Origin of the sequence: Nocardia sp. XZ_19_369 (genome assembly GCF_015355715.1) — a bacterium.
In the GTDB taxonomy this organism is placed as follows: Bacteria; Actinomycetota; Actinomycetes; order Mycobacteriales; family Mycobacteriaceae; genus Nocardia.
In genome coordinates this window covers 104,984-120,115 of sequence record NZ_JACVED010000013.1, presented here as the reverse complement: position 1 = coordinate 120,115, position 15,132 = coordinate 104,984, and the positions used below count along the sequence as shown (strand labels likewise).

Here is a 15,132-nt window from a genome sequence, read left to right as displayed (position 1 = left end):
ACCCCACCTCAGGCGGCCACCACTATGTGATCCAAATCACAGGATTCTGCAGGCCTTCTTAACGCCCGCTGACCGATAACAGCAGCGGCAACGCACGAGCTATCGCTGACGAAGCACCGGTCGAACACGGGAAAATACCGCCCAATTCCCCCTTGTAGACCGGAAAATATGTACTCACGCCCCGATTTACCGCAGGTTTGTGGAGATAACGAAAGCGTCAACGCACGTGACACCGACGCAATCCGCTGGCTACCGTGGCAAACGGCAACTTCGGTAGCCAAACCTTCATCAGGTTGGTTGCCCCGGCCGGTCCCTCATCCCGACCGGGGCACAACCAAAGTTCCCGCACAACCAAAGTTCCAGCGCAGCCGAGTGCCACTTCCATCGGAGGAACTTCTCACCGTGCCGTCGCCTGATGACATCGCCGCCGCGTTGCTTTCCAGCACCGACTTCGCCGGCGACCGCTCCGCGGTCGATCTGCTGAGCCGCGCGATCAGCCCCCAGGACTTCGCGATCAAACGCGACTCGCTCCCGGTGGCCGCCGCGGCCGATCCCGCCACCTCCGCCGCCATCCTCGAGCTGCTCGAGCGCGGTCAGGTGCCCACCATGGCCGCGATCCGAACCCTCACCGCGCAGAACGAAATGCGCCGCGAGGCCGAACGCATCGAGCGCCTCGGCCGCCGTGCCCAGCGCAGCATCGACGACTTCGGCCGCGCGCTCGCCACCCTGGCCGACGCGCACTGGACCGCACACGGCATCGGCCCGACCCGGCGCGACGTGCTGTCCTCCGACGAGGTCATGTCCCTGATCCGGACCCGCATCGGCGACATCGCCCCGTCCGCGGTGAAACACCTCTGGTTGATCGAACGCGCCCAGCGCGCGGGCTGGATCGCCTCCAACGCCAACGCCGGATCGCTGTGCGCCGGGCGGCGGTTCTACTCCGACCAGTACGGCAACCGCGTCTCGCTGCGTCCGGTGAACACGATCGGCACCGCGGTGGCCGCCTACCTCGCCGACTACCAGGCCGAGCACGGGCGCGCCCCGCGCTGGTCCACCGTCGCCCAGGAATTGCGCGACGATCGCGGCCGCCGGGTCTTCCACAACACCGCCGACGCCCGCGTCCAGGAACGGTGGCTGACGACCGCCGAATGGGTCGCCATCCAGGACGATCTCCCGGTGCCCGGCAAGCGCGGTCAGCGCGCGATAGCCCGTAAATCCCGGGTCTGATAGCACCCGTTTTCACGGCGCCCATGGGCAAACATCCCATGTCCGAAGTGGCGCGCAACTCCTAGACCAGCGCAAATCCGGGAATGAGCATTCGGTAATTTCCTTGCAACGCACCCCGCGTGGAAGGAGTTACCTTGTCCACACCCCTGGATCCCGCGGCCACCGCCTGGCTGCTCATCAGCACAGCCCTGGTGCTGCTGATGACCCCGGCGCTCGCGCTGTTCTACGGCGGGATGGTGCGCTCGACCGGCGTGCTCAACATGCTGATGATGAACTTCATCGCGATCCCGCTGGTGACCGTCGCCTGGCTGCTGTTCGGCTACAGCCTGGCCTTCAGCGACGACGCGGGCGGCGGCCTGATCGGCAACCTCGACCATGTCGGCATGGCGGGCATCGATCCGACCACGCTGCGCGGCGCGGTACCGGAGCTGCTGTTCGCCACCTTCCAGCTGACCTTCGCGATCCTGACCGCTGCCCTGGTCAGCGGCGCGATCGCGGACCGCGCGAAATTCGCCGCGTGGATGATCTTCGTGCCGCTCTGGGCACTGGCGGTCTACGCGCCGATCGCGCACTGGGTGTGGGGGCCGGACGGCTGGCTCGCCTCGTTCGGCGCGCTGGACTACGCGGGCGGCCTCGTCGTCGAGATCGCTTCCGGCGCATCGGCACTCGCGCTCGCCCTGGTGCTCGGCCCGCGCATCGGATTCAAGATCGACGCGATGCGCCCGCACAATCTGCCCTTCGTGCTGCTCGGTGCCGGCCTGCTGTGGTTCGGCTGGTTCGGCTTCAATGCCGGATCGGCGCTGTCCGCGAATGGTGTTGCGGCGGCGGTCTTTTTGAACACGCTGGTGGCAGGCTGCCTCGGCATGCTCGGCTGGCTCGCGGTCGAGCAGATCCGCGACGGCAGGCCGACCACCTTCGGTGCGGCGTCCGGCGTGGTGGCCGGTCTGGTCGCCATCACCCCGTCCTGCGGGTCGGTGAATACGCTCGGCGCGCTGATCGTCGGGCTCGCGGCCGGCGTGGTGTGCTCGTTCGCGGTCGGCTGGAAATTCAAAGCGGGCTATGACGATTCGCTCGACGTGGTCGGCGTGCACTTCGTCGGCGGCATCGTCGGCACGGTCTTGATCGGCTTGCTCGCCACCCAGGTGATGACCGGTGGCGTCGACGGGCTGTTCTTCGGCGGCGGGCTGGCGCAGCTCGGCAAGCAGGTGGTCGGCGTGCTCGTCGTCGCGGCGTACGCGTTCGCGGTGAGCTTCGCGCTCGGCAAGCTGATCGATCGCACCATCGGCTTCCGGGTGAGCCCCGAGGACGAGACGGCGGGCATCGACTTCGCGCTGCACGCCGAGACCGCCTACGCCGAGGGTGTGCACGGCCACTCGCCGCGCCGGTTCGGTGAAGGCCATTTCGGCCAGGGAAACGCGGGTGACCGGGATCACTGAACGAGCGATAGTTCGCTCTATCGGCGCGGGATTAACGGCGTTACGCTAACGCCGTTAACCTACTGCGCCGAGCAAGGGAGCCGCGCGTGCTGATTCGGATTGCTCAGATCGCCACCCGATATCCACGGGCGATCCTGCTCGCCGCGGCCGCCCTGGCGATCCTGTGCGGGGTGTTCGGCGCGACGGCGGCTTCGCATCTGAAGTCGGCGGGCTTCACCTCGCCCGATGCGGAGTCGTCCGAGGTCGAGCGGCTCCTCGCGGACAATTTCGAGGGTGCCTCGCCCAACTACGTGCTGCTGGTGAGCTCGGAGGCGGGTGCCGACGCACCGGCCACCCGCGCGGCGGGCACCCATCTGGTGGACACGCTGCGCGCCCGCGCCGACGTCAAAGGTGTGCAGTCGTATTGGACCGCTCAGCCCGCGGTGGCCTCCGCGCTGCGCAGCACCAGCGGCAAGGACGCGCTGGTGCTGGCGTACCTGTCCGGTGACGAGACCGACGCGCAGCGGACCGCGGGCGAACTCACCGAGCAGCTCACCGGCACCACCGACGGCGTCACTATCCGGCAGAGCGGCATCGCCGCCGTCTATCACGATGTGAACAAACAGATCACCCACGACCTCGCCCTCGCGGAGGGCGTGGCGATACCGGTGTCACTGGTCGTGCTCGTGCTGGTGTTCGGCAGTCTGATCGCGGCCGCGCTGCCGCTGACGGTCGGCATCTTCGCCATCCTGGTCACGCTGGCCATTCTGCGGATGTTCACGCTGGTCACCGACGTGTCCATCTACGCGCTGAACATGACCACCGCGCTGGGTCTCGCGCTGGCGATCGACTACAGCCTGTTCATCGTCAGCCGGTACCGCGAGGAGCTCGGCAACGGCCTCGATCCGGTGCCCGCCACCATTCGCGCGGTGCAGACCGCTGGGCGCACGGTGCTGTATTCCGCACTGACCGTGGCGCTTTCGCTGGCCGTGCTGAGCATCTTCGACATCTACTTCCTGCGCTCGTTCGCCTACGCAGGCGTCGCGGTGGTCGCCACGGCCGCGGCGGCGGCGATCGTGATCCTGCCCGCCGCGCTGGCGCTGCTCGGGCACCGGGTGAACGCGCTCGACATCCGAGTTCCGTTGCGCCGCATGTTCGGCCGCTCGGCGCCTGATCCGATGGCACCGCTGGTGCCGGAACAGAGCCGCTGGTATCGCGTAGTGACCTGGGTGATGGGGCACTCCGTACCGGTCGCGCTGATCCTCGTCGTGCTGTTCCTCGCGCTCGGATCACCGTTCCTCTCGGTGAAATTCGGCTACCCCGACGACCGGGTGCTGCCGACGAGTGCCGCCAGCCGCCAGGTCGGTGACGTGCTGCGGGCCGAGTTCCCGGCGGCCAACTCGGGCAACAACACCACCGTCGTCCTGGACGGCTATCAAGGCGGGCCAGGGCCGGTCGGCGAGTACGCCAAGGGACTGTCCCGCACCGACGGGGTGTCGGCGGTGCTGTCCAGCGCCGGTGTCTTCGTCAAGGGTGCGCGAGTGGCCGGTGGCCCGCCCGGAATGGCCAACGGCACCGGCGAATACCTCAATGTCGCCACCCGGGTCGACCCGTTCTCGCCTGCGGGCGAGGCCCAGCTGCACGAGCTGCGGGCGGTGCCGGCGCCCTCGCCCGCGCTGTTCGGCGGGGCCGCGGCGGTCAATGCCGATGCTCTCGACTCGCTCGGCAAGCGCATGCCGCTGGCCATCGCACTGATCGCGCTCGCCACCTTCGTGGTGCTGTTCCTGTTCACCGGCAGTCTGCTGTTGCCGCTCAAAGCCATTGTGCTCAATACGCTTTCGCTGACGGCAGCGTTCGGCGCGATGGTGTGGATATTCCAGGACGGCCACCTGTCCGGGCTGCTCGGCTTCACCGCGGTGGGTTACATGACGCCGACGATGCCGATTTTGATGTTCTGCCTCGCGTTCGGGATGTCGATGGACTACGAGGTGTTCCTGCTCTCCCGGGTGCGCGAGGAATGGCTCGCCTCCGGCCGGGTGGTGGACGGCGTCGTGGTGCGCACCGCGAAGGACAACGAGCACGCGCTGGCGGTCGGCGTCGCCAGAACCGGCCGAATCTTCACCGCCGCAGCCGTTCTCATGGCCATCGTGATCGGCGCGATGGTGACCTCCAAGGTGTCGTTCATTCAGCTGATGGGCCTCGGCCTCACGCTGACCGTGCTCGCCGACGCCACCCTCGTCCGCACCATGCTCGCGCCCGCCCTGATGAAGCTGATGGGTACCGCGAACTGGTGGGCGCCCGCGCCGCTGGCCCGCCTGCATGCCCGAATCGGGTTGCGCGAGCACGCCGCTGCCGTTCCCGCCGAGCGCGTGCCGGCCGGTCGCGAATGATCCGTACCGGCCGATCCCGCTCGGCGCGCGGCAGCGGCGCCCAGCTGCGCACCGAAATCCTCGAGGTGGCAAGGGAATTGCTGGCCCGCACCGGCCATGCCGACGCGGTGTCGATCCGGGAGATCGGCAAGCGGGTCGGCGTGAGCGCGCCCTCGATCTATCGGCACTTCGCCGACAAGGACGAGCTCATCGAGGCGGTGGTCGTGCAGGTCTTCGAGGACCTGGACGCCGCGATCGCGGCCGAGACCGATCTGACGGTGTCCCCGATCACCCGGCTCTATCAGCAGGGGCTGGCGTATGTCCGGTTCGCCAGGGCGCATCCCGAGCAGTATCGGCTGGCGACCACACCGGCCACGGCAGGCGGTGCGGTGGATCAGGTGCTCGGAAGCGGTGCGTTCCAGCGTTTTTCGCAGACGGTGCAGGAATGCATGGACGCGGACGTGTTCACCCCGGGTGACCCGATGCCGGTCGTGCTCGACCTGTGGGCGGCCGCGCACGGCATCGCGTCGCTGCTGATCGCCAAACCGTTCGTCCCGTGGGGCGATACCGAGGTGGCGGCGGGCCGAGTGCTGCGCGCGGCATGCGTCGGCCACGTGGTGGTCGACATGATCGGTAGCGACGCGGCGCCGGACGAGGCCGCCGACTGGCTCGGCGAGCTGCGCCGCAAGCTCTGAACGGCCGCTCGCGCGCCGCCCGCATTGGAATCTGGCTGCGTTTTTCCCTCGTTCTCCTGGGCTTTCTCCTCGATGCTTTGCCTCGACAGCACCGTCTAACGAGGGATCGCAGTACATGAGGATGAGGAAGCTTGCCGTGGTCGCGGCGCTGGTGACCATGGCGACCGGAGTCGCCGCTGGCACTTCCGTCGCCGCACCGCAGACCACCGAGGGCCCGGTGAACTTCACCGCGCGCGCCACCGACAAGTCATCGATCATCACGACCGATTCCGGGTCGCTGGTCGTCGAGGACGATGCCTTCAAGATCAAAGCAGCCGACGGCACGGTGATCGCCGCGACACCGTTGCGGCTGCGCATCGACGACTTCGAATTCCCGATCGCCGCCCAGATTTCCCAGCGCACCGCCACGCTCACCCCGCAGATCGACGAGCAGCACGCCACCTACAAGCCGGTCGCGCTGCCCTTCGAGGACAAGGCGCCGTGGAAGTCCGAGTACGACCGTGAACAGGCCGCGTGGAGTCGGCTGACCAGCACGATCAGTGCGGGCGCGACCATCGGCACGCTCGTCGGTGGGCTGGGCGGCGCGGCCGTCGGTTGCGTGCTCGGCGGCATTCTCGGCGCCACCGCCGCCTCGGCCACCATCATCGGCCTGTTCGGTCCGTTCCTCCCCGCCGCGGCCATCGGTTGCCTCGGCGGCATCATCGCCGTGGGTGCCCTCGGCACTGTCGCAGGCCAGATCTTCATCACCGCTCCGGTCGCGATCGGTGCGGCGATCCAGTACTTCACCACGATCAACCAGCCGTTCAACCCGCCGAAGTAGCTCGCGGTCGCCACTGCCGCGACTAGGTCCCGCCCAGCCTCCGCTCGCTGGGCGGGACCTTTCATTTGCGACTGCTTTCCTCGCTCGACCGGCGCCGGAAGCCTCCGCGTCAGTCGACAAGGCTCGGCGGCGACCTGCGGAAACGGTGTGTGCGACAACACAGCGGCGGATTGAGGCTTGGTGAGTCGCGGGCAGCGGTGTTAATTTCATCTACATGTCTGCCAACCGATCGAGCGCCCTGCGCGTCACCTATGTGACCGCCGCGCTGGGTCTGCGGCTGCCATTGACCCGCGAACTGTGTTGTCGCCCTTGCTGCAGCTGAGCTGCTTTTCCGGCTCGTTTGCTGCCTAGTCGCCCATGTAGGCACGTCCCGCCAGTCGCGGGACCTCGGCAAGGAATCTGCACTATGTCCCTCCCTACCCTCGAACGATCCGTCGCCAGGGTTGGCGGCGGCCGCGTTCGCGTCCAGCGTCCCGTGGTCGCCCCGGAACTGCGCATCGCCGACAACCCGGCGGCCGCGGTGCTCCGCTCCGCCACCGGTGGCCCCGTCTCGCGCGACAATGCCGCGCGCTCAACGGGTTTGAGCATCGCGACGGTCAACCGCCAGGTGTCCGCGCTGCTCGCCGCCGGCCTGCTGCGCGAACGGCCCGACCTGACGGCCTCCGGTGCGGTCGGACGACCGCGGGTGCCCTTCGAGATCGACCACGAGGCGTACCTGACCCTAGGCATCCACATCGGCGCGGCGGTCACCAAGATCGTGGCGGCCGACCTGCGCGGCCGCATCCTCGGCGGGCTGGCCATCGCCACCCCGCAAACCGGCCAGGAATTCGCCACCACCACCGTCGCCCGCAGCGCCAAGGCGTTCCTGCAGCGCTGGCATCGGCGCAAGCCGCTGTGGGCGGGCGTCGCCATCGGCGGGCGGGTCGATCCGCTCACCGGCGTGGTCGACCATCCCAAGCTGGAATGGCAGGGCGCGCAGATCGGCGCAGTGCTCGGCGAGGTGCTCGAGCTGCCTGTTTCGGTGGCCCCGCATGTCGAGGCGATGGCGGCCTCGGAGTTGTTGCTGCCGACCATCGAAGCGCGCGACACCGCCAACGGCCGGGTCGCCGGTCCGGAGCGCGGCAGCAGCCTGTACTTCTACGTCCGCGAAACCGCCGGTGTCGCAGTGACTTTGGATGGTCGCGTACACACGCCGAGCAACGGGCCCGGCTCGATCGCGCACTTGCCGACCGGCTCGGATGTCGAATGCACCTGCGGCAGACGGGGTTGCCTCGAGGTAACCGTCGGCGACCGTTCGCTGCATTCGCGGGCCGTCGGTCGGGGCATCATCCCGGCGTACAACGGCAGCGCGGGCTCGACCATCGTCGACCTGTACCGGGCGGCCGAATCCGGTTCGGAACCGGCCAGGGAACTGCTCGCCGAGCGCGCCACCATCCTCGGCCACACCGTGGCCATGGTCCGGGACATGCTCAACCCCGACCGGGTGATCCTCGGCGGCCAAGCCTTCACCGGCTACCGCCCCGCCGTCGCCCACGTGGCCCGCGCCTTCAACCAGGGCTCCACTCTCCCGCCCACCGACATCCGGATCAGCGGATTCGGCGGCAAGGTCCAGGAATTCGCCGCAGTGGTCACCTCGCTGAGTGTGCTCTACGCGGACCCGCTCGCGGCCATCCGCCGGACCACCCTCGGCGACTGAGCAATAGACCCCGGAGTCGGCCTGAGCGGACACTCTTCAGGCCGATCCGGGCGAATTCGGTTCCCTTGCATCGATAGTGGGCGCGCAGGCCGCCTCGCTTCGCTACGGGTGCGGCGTGCCACGCCCACTACCGGTGCGGATCGCCCGCCTTGGCGAACAGTCCTTCCAAGGCCGTGATGAAGAACGGGAAGTGGCCTGCGAAGCGCTGGAGGTTGCGGTCGCGGTCGAAGCTGCCGAACCAGTAGAGGCCGGGTTGGGAGTCGGCGGAGGGGTTCAGGTCGCGGAAGGCGCGGATCCAGTTGTCGGCACGGCCGCCGATCACCATGAAGGGCAGGGCACGGGAGAACACCGTCTCCTGGTCGAGCGGCGGAACCTGCTCGCGCCGGGCCGATTCCAGGCCGCGCTGGAGTGCGCGGATCTGTCTGGTCAAGGTGAGACCGTGCGCGGTGCGCACCGGCAGGTACTTCGGGAGCAGCAGGGTGGCGACACCGGCGAGCGCGATCGCGACGCCGACCAGCGCGTGACCCGAGGTCAACGCAAGCGCGATCGTCGCGCCGACACCGCCGACGAGCAGCGCACCGCCCAGCCAGGTCGCCGGACCCAAGCCACGGCGATTACTGAAGGTGCCGCGGGTGACCGCGTCGGCGACGAGCGCAGCCCGCACCGGTCCGGACTGCACCCGGCCGGGTGCGCGCAGTTCGGTGATAGTGACGGCGTCGGTGCCATCGGGCAGCAGCGCCGCGTAGACGGCCTTCTCGTACGCACGCAACTGGTCGTCGGGCGCGTTGACCCGGGTGATCCGCCAATCCGTCTCACCGAGCGGCGTGATCCAGATGTACCGGCGCACAGCTAGATCCACCACGGTGGCGGCGATATCGACCGGGTCGACATGCTCGTCGAGCAGCAGCCCCGCCTCGCCGGGCAGTACGCCGTCCGGCGAGGTGAACTGCACGCGCTCGCCGTCGCGCACCAGCGGATCGAGTGTCTCCGAACCCGTTCCGGCAGCGGCATTCTCGCGCCGCGCACGGAGGACGAAGGCGGCCATCCCGGCCAGCGCCAGCAACAGCACGCCGAACGCGATGAGCACCGGTGTGGTGATCGCGAACGGGCCGGAGTCGCTGGTGTCGCGCACGTCGGCGTTGCTAGGGACACTGCCCGGCGGCAGTTGCAGGGTGAGGTCGATCGCCTCCCCCTTCTTCAAATCGGTCTGCTCTAGATGGAGCACACCGTCGACCTCGGTCATCACATCGGCGCACGGCCTGGTGTTGCCGGACTGGCCGAGTTTGCAGTCAACGATGCCCATTTCGAAGCTCGGGCTGATCAAGGTGGCGCTGATCGAGGCGATATCGCTGCCCATCACGCCGAGCCAGTTGAACACCTGGCTGCCTGGCGCATCGTTGACGAGGTTGTGCACCGAGTAGGTGAAGGTCGACTCACCAGGTTTCGCCTCGATGGTGAATTGATCGTTCGCCACCGTCGCGGTGCCCGCACCCTTGGTGTCCACATCGGTGACCTTGAAATGGCGCTCGACGTCGTCGCTCACCTTCAGCCGCAACGGCAGCGACATCCGGAATGTGCCGTCCTGCGGCACCGTCACCTGCTCGACCACCTCGAGCACACCCTCGCGGCTGAGCTTCAGATCGGCAATGATGGACACACCGGTCGGTGCGGGCTGGGTGTGGGCAATCGGGGCGGTCGCGAGCAATCCCGCGGTGGCGAGCAGCAGCGCGCCCAGGGCGCCCCACCGAAAAGTCAGCATGGCTGCCTACTTTAGACAGCTTGCTATTCTGCGTCATCGGCTGTCGGTGATCATTGAGACGAGGGGGTACGGGGGCGTGACACAACCACCGTACGGACACGGACCGGTTCCGCCTGGTGGGCGAGCTGTTCCGCCTTCGCCCGGATACGGACAGTCGGCTGGCTCGGGGTATGGACCCCCGCCGACGCACGGCGAGCAGGGTCACGGTCAGCAGCCGGCACAAGGTCAGCCGCTAGCGCACGGCGCGCAGGGGCACGGTCAGCAGCCTGGTTACGGTCAACAACCCGGTTATGGCCAGCAACCGCAAGGGCAGCCCGGTTACGGCCAGCCGCCGAATCAGCAACCCGGATACGGCCAACAACCAAGTCAGCAGCCGGGTTACGGCCAACAGCCGGGTTACGGCCAGCCTCCTGGCTATGGTCAACAGCCGGGCTATGGCCAGCCCCCCGGCTACGGTCAACAACCGGGTTACGGCCAGCCTCCTGGCCACGGCCAACAGCCGGGCTATGGCCAACCCCCCGGCTACGGCCAGCAACCGAACTACGCCCAACCCCCCGCCTACGGCCAGCAACCGGGATACGGTCCCCCACCTAACTATTCGCCCGGCTACGGCCCCCCGCCCGGCCATCGCGCACCCCCGCCGATGCCCTACGGCCCACCCGGACGCCCACCACACCAGCCACGCCGCCGCTCCGGTGGCGGCGGCTGGATCGCCCTCCTGGTTGTCGTCGTATTCCTGGTCGCCGGCGGCTTGGTCCGCAACGCGATAACAACCGGCAAGGGCGACGCCGACGCATCCGGCCCCGCACCCAGCCTCACCTTCGCCCCCGACGGCAAGACGGGTCCCGCCGAGACCGGCGCCAACCCGCTACTCGCCGACCCGAACGCGACGCTGATCCCCGCGCGCTGCGCGTACTCCCCGTGGGGCACCCAGGTGGACGCCGCCCGCAAGTTCTTCGAGAGTGCCGCGGACTGCCTCGGGGCAGCGTGGAAACCGGTGATGCAGAAGGCGAATCTGCCGTTCCAGAAGCCCGCGCTCAACATCAGCGCGACCACCACCGGCATCACCACCCCGTGCACCGGCTCCACCAGCAACTTCGCCGCCTTCTACTGCCCGGCCAACAAAACCATCTACATGCCGATCAGTCAGTTGCAGACCGACTTCTTCAAAGACAATTGGGTCGTCTATCTGTCCGTCTTCGCCCACGAGTACGGCCACCACATCCAGGCCATGTCCGGCATCCTGCGCAAAGCCAACAGCGACCGTGCCGACGCGGGCCCGCGCAGCTCCCGCGGCCTCGAGCTGTCCCGCCGAGTCGAGTTGCAGGCCAACTGTTTCGACGGCATGTACCTCAACTCCGCCTCCGGCGGCGGCTCGCTGTCCGACTCCCAGCTCAACCTCGCCCGCAAAGACGCCTACGGCCGCGGCGACCAGGCGGGCGACATGCGCGACCACGGCACCTCCGAGAACGGCGGCCAGTGGTTCGAGATCGGGTTGGACAAAAACCGTGCGGCCCAGTGCAATACCTTCACAGCGTCATCCGGCGCCGTGAGCTAGGGCCTGTCGCAAAGCCCGCCCGGAGGCGCCGGATAGGACTTCGCGAACGGTCCCAGGCGCCTGCGTGCCCGCTGCACACACCGGCGCACAAGTCGTTGAATATGTGCCGCGCCAATCAATTCCGCGAGGTTCAACGGGGCGGGCGGCTTCACGCCCCGTCGGCAAAAGGGGAGCTCGCTCGGCGCGCGTAGGTGTTCTCCGGCGACACGGTGATCACATCGCACACCTGCACCAGCTCGTCCGGCACATCCCCGCCGAAATGCGCTGTGCTGGGCACGATCACGGCGTCCGTCTCGAGCCGCCGGGCCACCGTGGTCAGCCGCCCGATGACGTCCTCGGTCTCCGCCCCGAACACCACCGTCTTGGCTAGGTCGTACCCGAACCGCTGGGCCAGACTCCGGATCAGCACCTCATCCCACTGCTGCCGAGCTCCGGAAACATCTCGACGCAAATATCCGACCGCCGCTGGACGTCGCCTCATCAGACCACTCCCTTCCGAGACAACGATCCCGGTACAGAGCCGTCCGCAACAACGCCCACCCGCTGCCAGTCCCCCGCCACTTCGGCGGAGTCTGTCAGCTCTGTTTCGCCGCCGCCTTCGCCTGCTTCTTGAATTCCCGCACCTGCGCGAGCGATTCGGCGTCGGTCACGTCGGCGACGGAGCGGCGCGAGCCTTCGTCGCCGTAGGCGCCCGCGACCTCGCGCCAACCCGCAGGCTGCACGCCGCGCTGCTTACCGAGCAGCGACAGGAAGATCTTGGCCTTCTGTTCGCCGAAACCGGGCAGGGCTTTCAATCGGCGCAGGACTTCTTTTCCATCGGGTTTATCCCGCTTCCACAGGTTTTCGGTTTTCCCGTCGTAATTCTCGATGATGTAGCGGGCGAGTTCTTGCGCGCGCCGGGCCATCGAGCGGCCGTAGCGGTGGATGGCCGGCGGGGTGGAGCAGAGGTCTTCGAATTCTTGCGGGTCCGCCTCGGCGATGCGGTGGATATCGAAGCCGCCCATGCGGTCGGCGATCTTTTTCGGGCCGCGAAAAGCGTGCTCCATCGGATACTGCTGGTCGAGCAGCATACCGAGCAGGGTGGCGAAGTGGTCCTCGGTCAATAGCTCGTCCGCCTCGACGTCTTGCGCCAGGCAAAGCTTGCGACTCATCGCCATTCCTTCCCACCGTGACAAACATGCTTGGACGGACTCGATCATCTCACTTGTCAACACACCATGATGGCGTCCTGGTCATCGCATGTTCGCCCGCATCGTGCCCGCACTGTGAGCTGTCCCAGTAGGCGCCGCGGCGGCTGGGCGTGGCGCGACGTCGCGTGGTTGGATGACGGCATGCAAGGGGGGTCTGGGGTCGGTCCCGCGGTCGATCGCGTCTTCGCCATGGCGACCGCCGAGGAGTCGCTGTCCCTCGACGGACTTCTGCAAGCGGTAGCACGGGATCGGGGCCGCCCGTTGACGGTGACCGAGGATCCGCACATGCCGGCCGGGGTGTTCGGGCATTGGATTCGCTTCGCCGATCGAGACGAGGTGTCCTACGCGTCCTGGACGCAGACCAGGGACCGGACCATCGCGCACGAGCTGGGCCACATCGTGCTCGGTCATCAGGGCCGACCGGTGCTCGAGGTGGCGCAGGCAGTGCTGCCGACGGACATGCACGACTTGGCGGCGCTGATCCTGCGCCGGGACTGCGCGGACGCGGCCGCCGCCGCGGAGGAGCTGGCCGCGGAACAATTCGCCAGCCTGCTGCTGAATCGGCTGCGCAGCATCGGCGGCCGGGAGCCGCGACTGCGGTCGCGCTGGGGTGAGGCGCTCGGATGATCGCGATGGTGCTGGCGCCGCTGATGTGGGTAGCGGTGCTCACCCGGGCGTGGCGCTGGTGGTGGTCGCGCGGCTGGGTGCTGGGGTGTATCACCGTCGCGCTGGGTGTGGTCGCCGTGCATCTGAGTCTGAATATCCCTGCGGCAGAACGTCTTCTGCAGGCCGTCGCGCCGATGCCGAACTTCTCGACCGGGTTGCGCATGGTGCTGTTCAACCTGATCGCGGCCTCGACCGGCGCACTCACCCTGGCCGTGACGATCGACCCGGCGCGGCTGGCCCGCGGCGTGCGCATCCTCGCCGCGATCGCGGTGGCCGGGTCGGTGGTCGCCTTGACGATCTTCGTCGGCACACCGCCGGTGCCGCAGGCCGCCGGTGGATTCGAATTCGATCAGGCCTACAGTCACCTGCCCGGCTATGCCGAGGCGGGGATCGCGGGCGCGTTGTTTTCAGCGCTGCTGTGCCCGGCGTTGATGGTGATGGCCGCCCGCCCCGCGGATCTGCGGACGGTGACAGGCTGGAGTCTCGCGCTGCTGTCGGCGGGTCTGGCGGCGGCGACCGTCTGGGCGTGGATCCGGCTGGTGTACTTCGTGGCGGTGCGATACGGCGGGGCCGCGCCGATGCCCGCGGTGTTCGAGGTGACCCGTGCGGTCTCCGCGACCGGGGTGTTGGTCATCTTCGTCGGAATGATGCTCTCGCCCATGGTGTCCTGGGTCCGGGCCCGGCGCGTACTGCGCGCGATCGGGCCGATGTACGCCGAGTTGGTCGGACGCTGGCCGGGTGTCCGGCGCCCGTCTCGCCGGGGCAGCAGCGCCGACGAGAAGGCCAGCGACCGGGTGACCGAGCTGCTCGACGCGCTGAGCCTGGAGATCGAGCAGGCCGGTGGATCGGACGGCACGGTCACCGAGCAGCGGGAAGTGGCTGCGGCGGTGGCGGATTGGTTGATCGGTGGCCGCCGCTGCGCGGCACTGAATGGGGAAAGCGTCCGATCGGCGGCGCTGGCGGCGGGCCTGGACCGTCGCTGGGCCGTCACGTTGGCGCAGGCATATCGGGAAAAGCAACGAGAGGTTGTGGCGTGACGGAGACAGCTGTGGCGCAGGCGCGGGCCGCGCGGGTGATCACCGAGCTCGGGGCACCGTGGATGATCAATATCGTCACGTCGGTGATCGCCGGATTCCTGGTGGACGCGCCAGGGTGGGGACTGTTCGTCGCGACGATCTCCGGAGTGATTCCGATGATGGTCATCCTGCTGGGGGTGCGGCGCGGGATCGCCAGCGATCATCACGTGACCGAGATCGGTGACCGGCACTGGGTGATTCCAGCGATTCTGGCGATCGTGTGCGTCGGGCTGATCGTCGAGATCGTGCAGGGCGCGCCGCGCGAGCTGATCGCCTGGACGGTCGCCGCGCTGGTCGTGCTGATCGGGATCGGCATCGTGACCATGCTCGGCGGATGGAAGGTCAGCGTGCATACGGCCGTCGGCGCGGGCACCACGGTGCTGCTCGCGATCATCGGTTCCCCGTGGTTCCTGCTCGCCTTGCCGCTGACCGGGGTGATCGGCTGGTCGCGGGTTTGGCTCGGCGATCACACCCGCGGTCAGGTGGTCGTCGGCGCGCTGCTCGGCGCGGCACTGGCCGCCGCCGCTTACTCGCTCGCCTCCTGACCTGCCTGCACCCCGGTGACCCGCCTCACAGACCTGACGTGCGTGGCTATGACGCCGCGCGTAGGCTCCTGCGCATGCCTCAGCAGACGGCAGTACCTACATCGGCACCCCACGAG

At 68.2% G+C, this 15,132-nt stretch carries 14 protein-coding genes; 10 read left to right on the top strand and 4 right to left on the bottom strand.

What is annotated here, in order from left to right; all coding sequences use genetic code 11:
• Positions 1 to 402 precede the first annotated feature (402 nt).
• The 6 genes from IBX18_RS38195 (at position 403) to IBX18_RS38170 (ending at position 8,222) form a co-directional block, all read left to right on the top strand.
• Positions 403 to 1,227: a hypothetical protein gene (locus IBX18_RS38195; RefSeq protein ID WP_147130387.1), complete on the top strand. Its 825-nt coding sequence runs from the start codon at positions 403 to 405 to the stop codon at positions 1,225 to 1,227.
• A gap of 134 nt (positions 1,228 to 1,361) precedes the next feature.
• Positions 1,362 to 2,663 carry an ammonium transporter gene (locus tag IBX18_RS38190; protein ID WP_194838300.1) on the top strand — a complete coding sequence of 434 codons (1,302 nt, stop codon included), beginning with the start codon at positions 1,362 to 1,364 and terminating at the stop codon, positions 2,661 to 2,663.
• Positions 2,664 to 2,749: 86 nt separating this feature from the next.
• The gene (locus tag IBX18_RS38185; protein ID WP_194838299.1) at positions 2,750 to 5,032 is read left to right on the top strand and encodes an MMPL family transporter; all 2,283 of its coding nucleotides are present in this window, start codon (positions 2,750 to 2,752) and stop codon (positions 5,030 to 5,032) included.
• Positions 5,029 to 5,706, top strand: a complete 678-nt coding sequence (locus tag IBX18_RS38180; protein ID WP_194838298.1) for a TetR/AcrR family transcriptional regulator — start codon at positions 5,029 to 5,031, stop codon at positions 5,704 to 5,706. Before IBX18_RS38185 ends, IBX18_RS38180 begins: the two co-directional genes overlap by 4 nt.
• A 115-nt stretch (positions 5,707 to 5,821) precedes the next feature.
• The gene (locus tag IBX18_RS38175; RefSeq protein WP_194838297.1) at positions 5,822 to 6,526 is read left to right on the top strand and encodes a hypothetical protein; all 705 of its coding nucleotides are present in this window, start codon (positions 5,822 to 5,824) and stop codon (positions 6,524 to 6,526) included.
• Positions 6,527 to 6,932: 406 nt separating this feature from the next.
• Positions 6,933 to 8,222 carry an ROK family transcriptional regulator gene (locus IBX18_RS38170; RefSeq protein WP_194838296.1) on the top strand — a complete coding sequence of 430 codons (1,290 nt, stop codon included), beginning with the start codon at positions 6,933 to 6,935 and terminating at the stop codon, positions 8,220 to 8,222.
• 127 nt (positions 8,223 to 8,349) lie between these two features.
• Here the strand turns inward: IBX18_RS38170 and IBX18_RS38165 are convergent, their stop codons facing one another.
• Complete coding sequence (locus tag IBX18_RS38165) at positions 8,350 to 9,981, bottom strand: DUF2207 domain-containing protein (protein WP_194838295.1); 1,632 nt, start codon at positions 9,979 to 9,981, stop codon at positions 8,350 to 8,352.
• Between the two features lie 232 nt (positions 9,982 to 10,213).
• The gene (locus tag IBX18_RS43310; RefSeq protein ID WP_194838294.1) at positions 10,214 to 10,405 is read right to left on the bottom strand and encodes a hypothetical protein; all 192 of its coding nucleotides are present in this window, start codon (positions 10,403 to 10,405) and stop codon (positions 10,214 to 10,216) included.
• A gap of 219 nt (positions 10,406 to 10,624) precedes the next feature.
• Here IBX18_RS43310 and IBX18_RS38155 point away from each other — a divergent pair, with 219 nt between their 5' ends.
• Positions 10,625 to 11,539, top strand: coding sequence for a neutral zinc metallopeptidase (locus IBX18_RS38155; protein WP_194838293.1), 915 nt, complete (start codon positions 10,625 to 10,627; stop codon positions 11,537 to 11,539).
• A gap of 148 nt (positions 11,540 to 11,687) precedes the next feature.
• On the opposite strand, the gene IBX18_RS38150 is transcribed toward IBX18_RS38155, so the two are convergent.
• Positions 11,688 to 12,020, bottom strand: coding sequence for a hypothetical protein (locus tag IBX18_RS38150; RefSeq protein ID WP_107653694.1), 333 nt, complete (start codon positions 12,018 to 12,020; stop codon positions 11,688 to 11,690).
• A gap of 94 nt (positions 12,021 to 12,114) precedes the next feature.
• A complete protein-coding gene (locus IBX18_RS38145; RefSeq protein ID WP_147130366.1) occupies positions 12,115 to 12,690 on the bottom strand; it encodes an HhH-GPD-type base excision DNA repair protein in 576 nt (191 codons plus the stop codon).
• Between the two features lie 180 nt (positions 12,691 to 12,870).
• On the opposite strand from IBX18_RS38145, the gene IBX18_RS38140 reads away from it, so the two are divergent.
• Genes IBX18_RS38140 through IBX18_RS38130 form a run of 3 tightly spaced genes read left to right on the top strand, consistent with a single transcriptional unit; the run spans position 12,871 to position 15,016 of the window.
• Positions 12,871 to 13,356, top strand: coding sequence for an ImmA/IrrE family metallo-endopeptidase (locus IBX18_RS38140; RefSeq protein ID WP_228542432.1), 486 nt, complete (start codon positions 12,871 to 12,873; stop codon positions 13,354 to 13,356).
• Positions 13,353 to 14,432 (top strand): hypothetical protein, encoded by a 1,080-nt coding sequence (locus tag IBX18_RS38135; RefSeq protein WP_194838292.1) that lies wholly within the window; start codon positions 13,353 to 13,355, stop codon positions 14,430 to 14,432. The genes IBX18_RS38140 and IBX18_RS38135 overlap by 4 nt, the downstream gene beginning before the upstream one ends.
• Positions 14,429 to 15,016, top strand: a complete 588-nt coding sequence (locus IBX18_RS38130) for a phosphatase PAP2 family protein (RefSeq protein WP_306796589.1) — start codon at positions 14,429 to 14,431, stop codon at positions 15,014 to 15,016. The genes IBX18_RS38135 and IBX18_RS38130 overlap by 4 nt, the downstream gene beginning before the upstream one ends.
• Positions 15,017 to 15,132 lie beyond the last annotated feature (116 nt).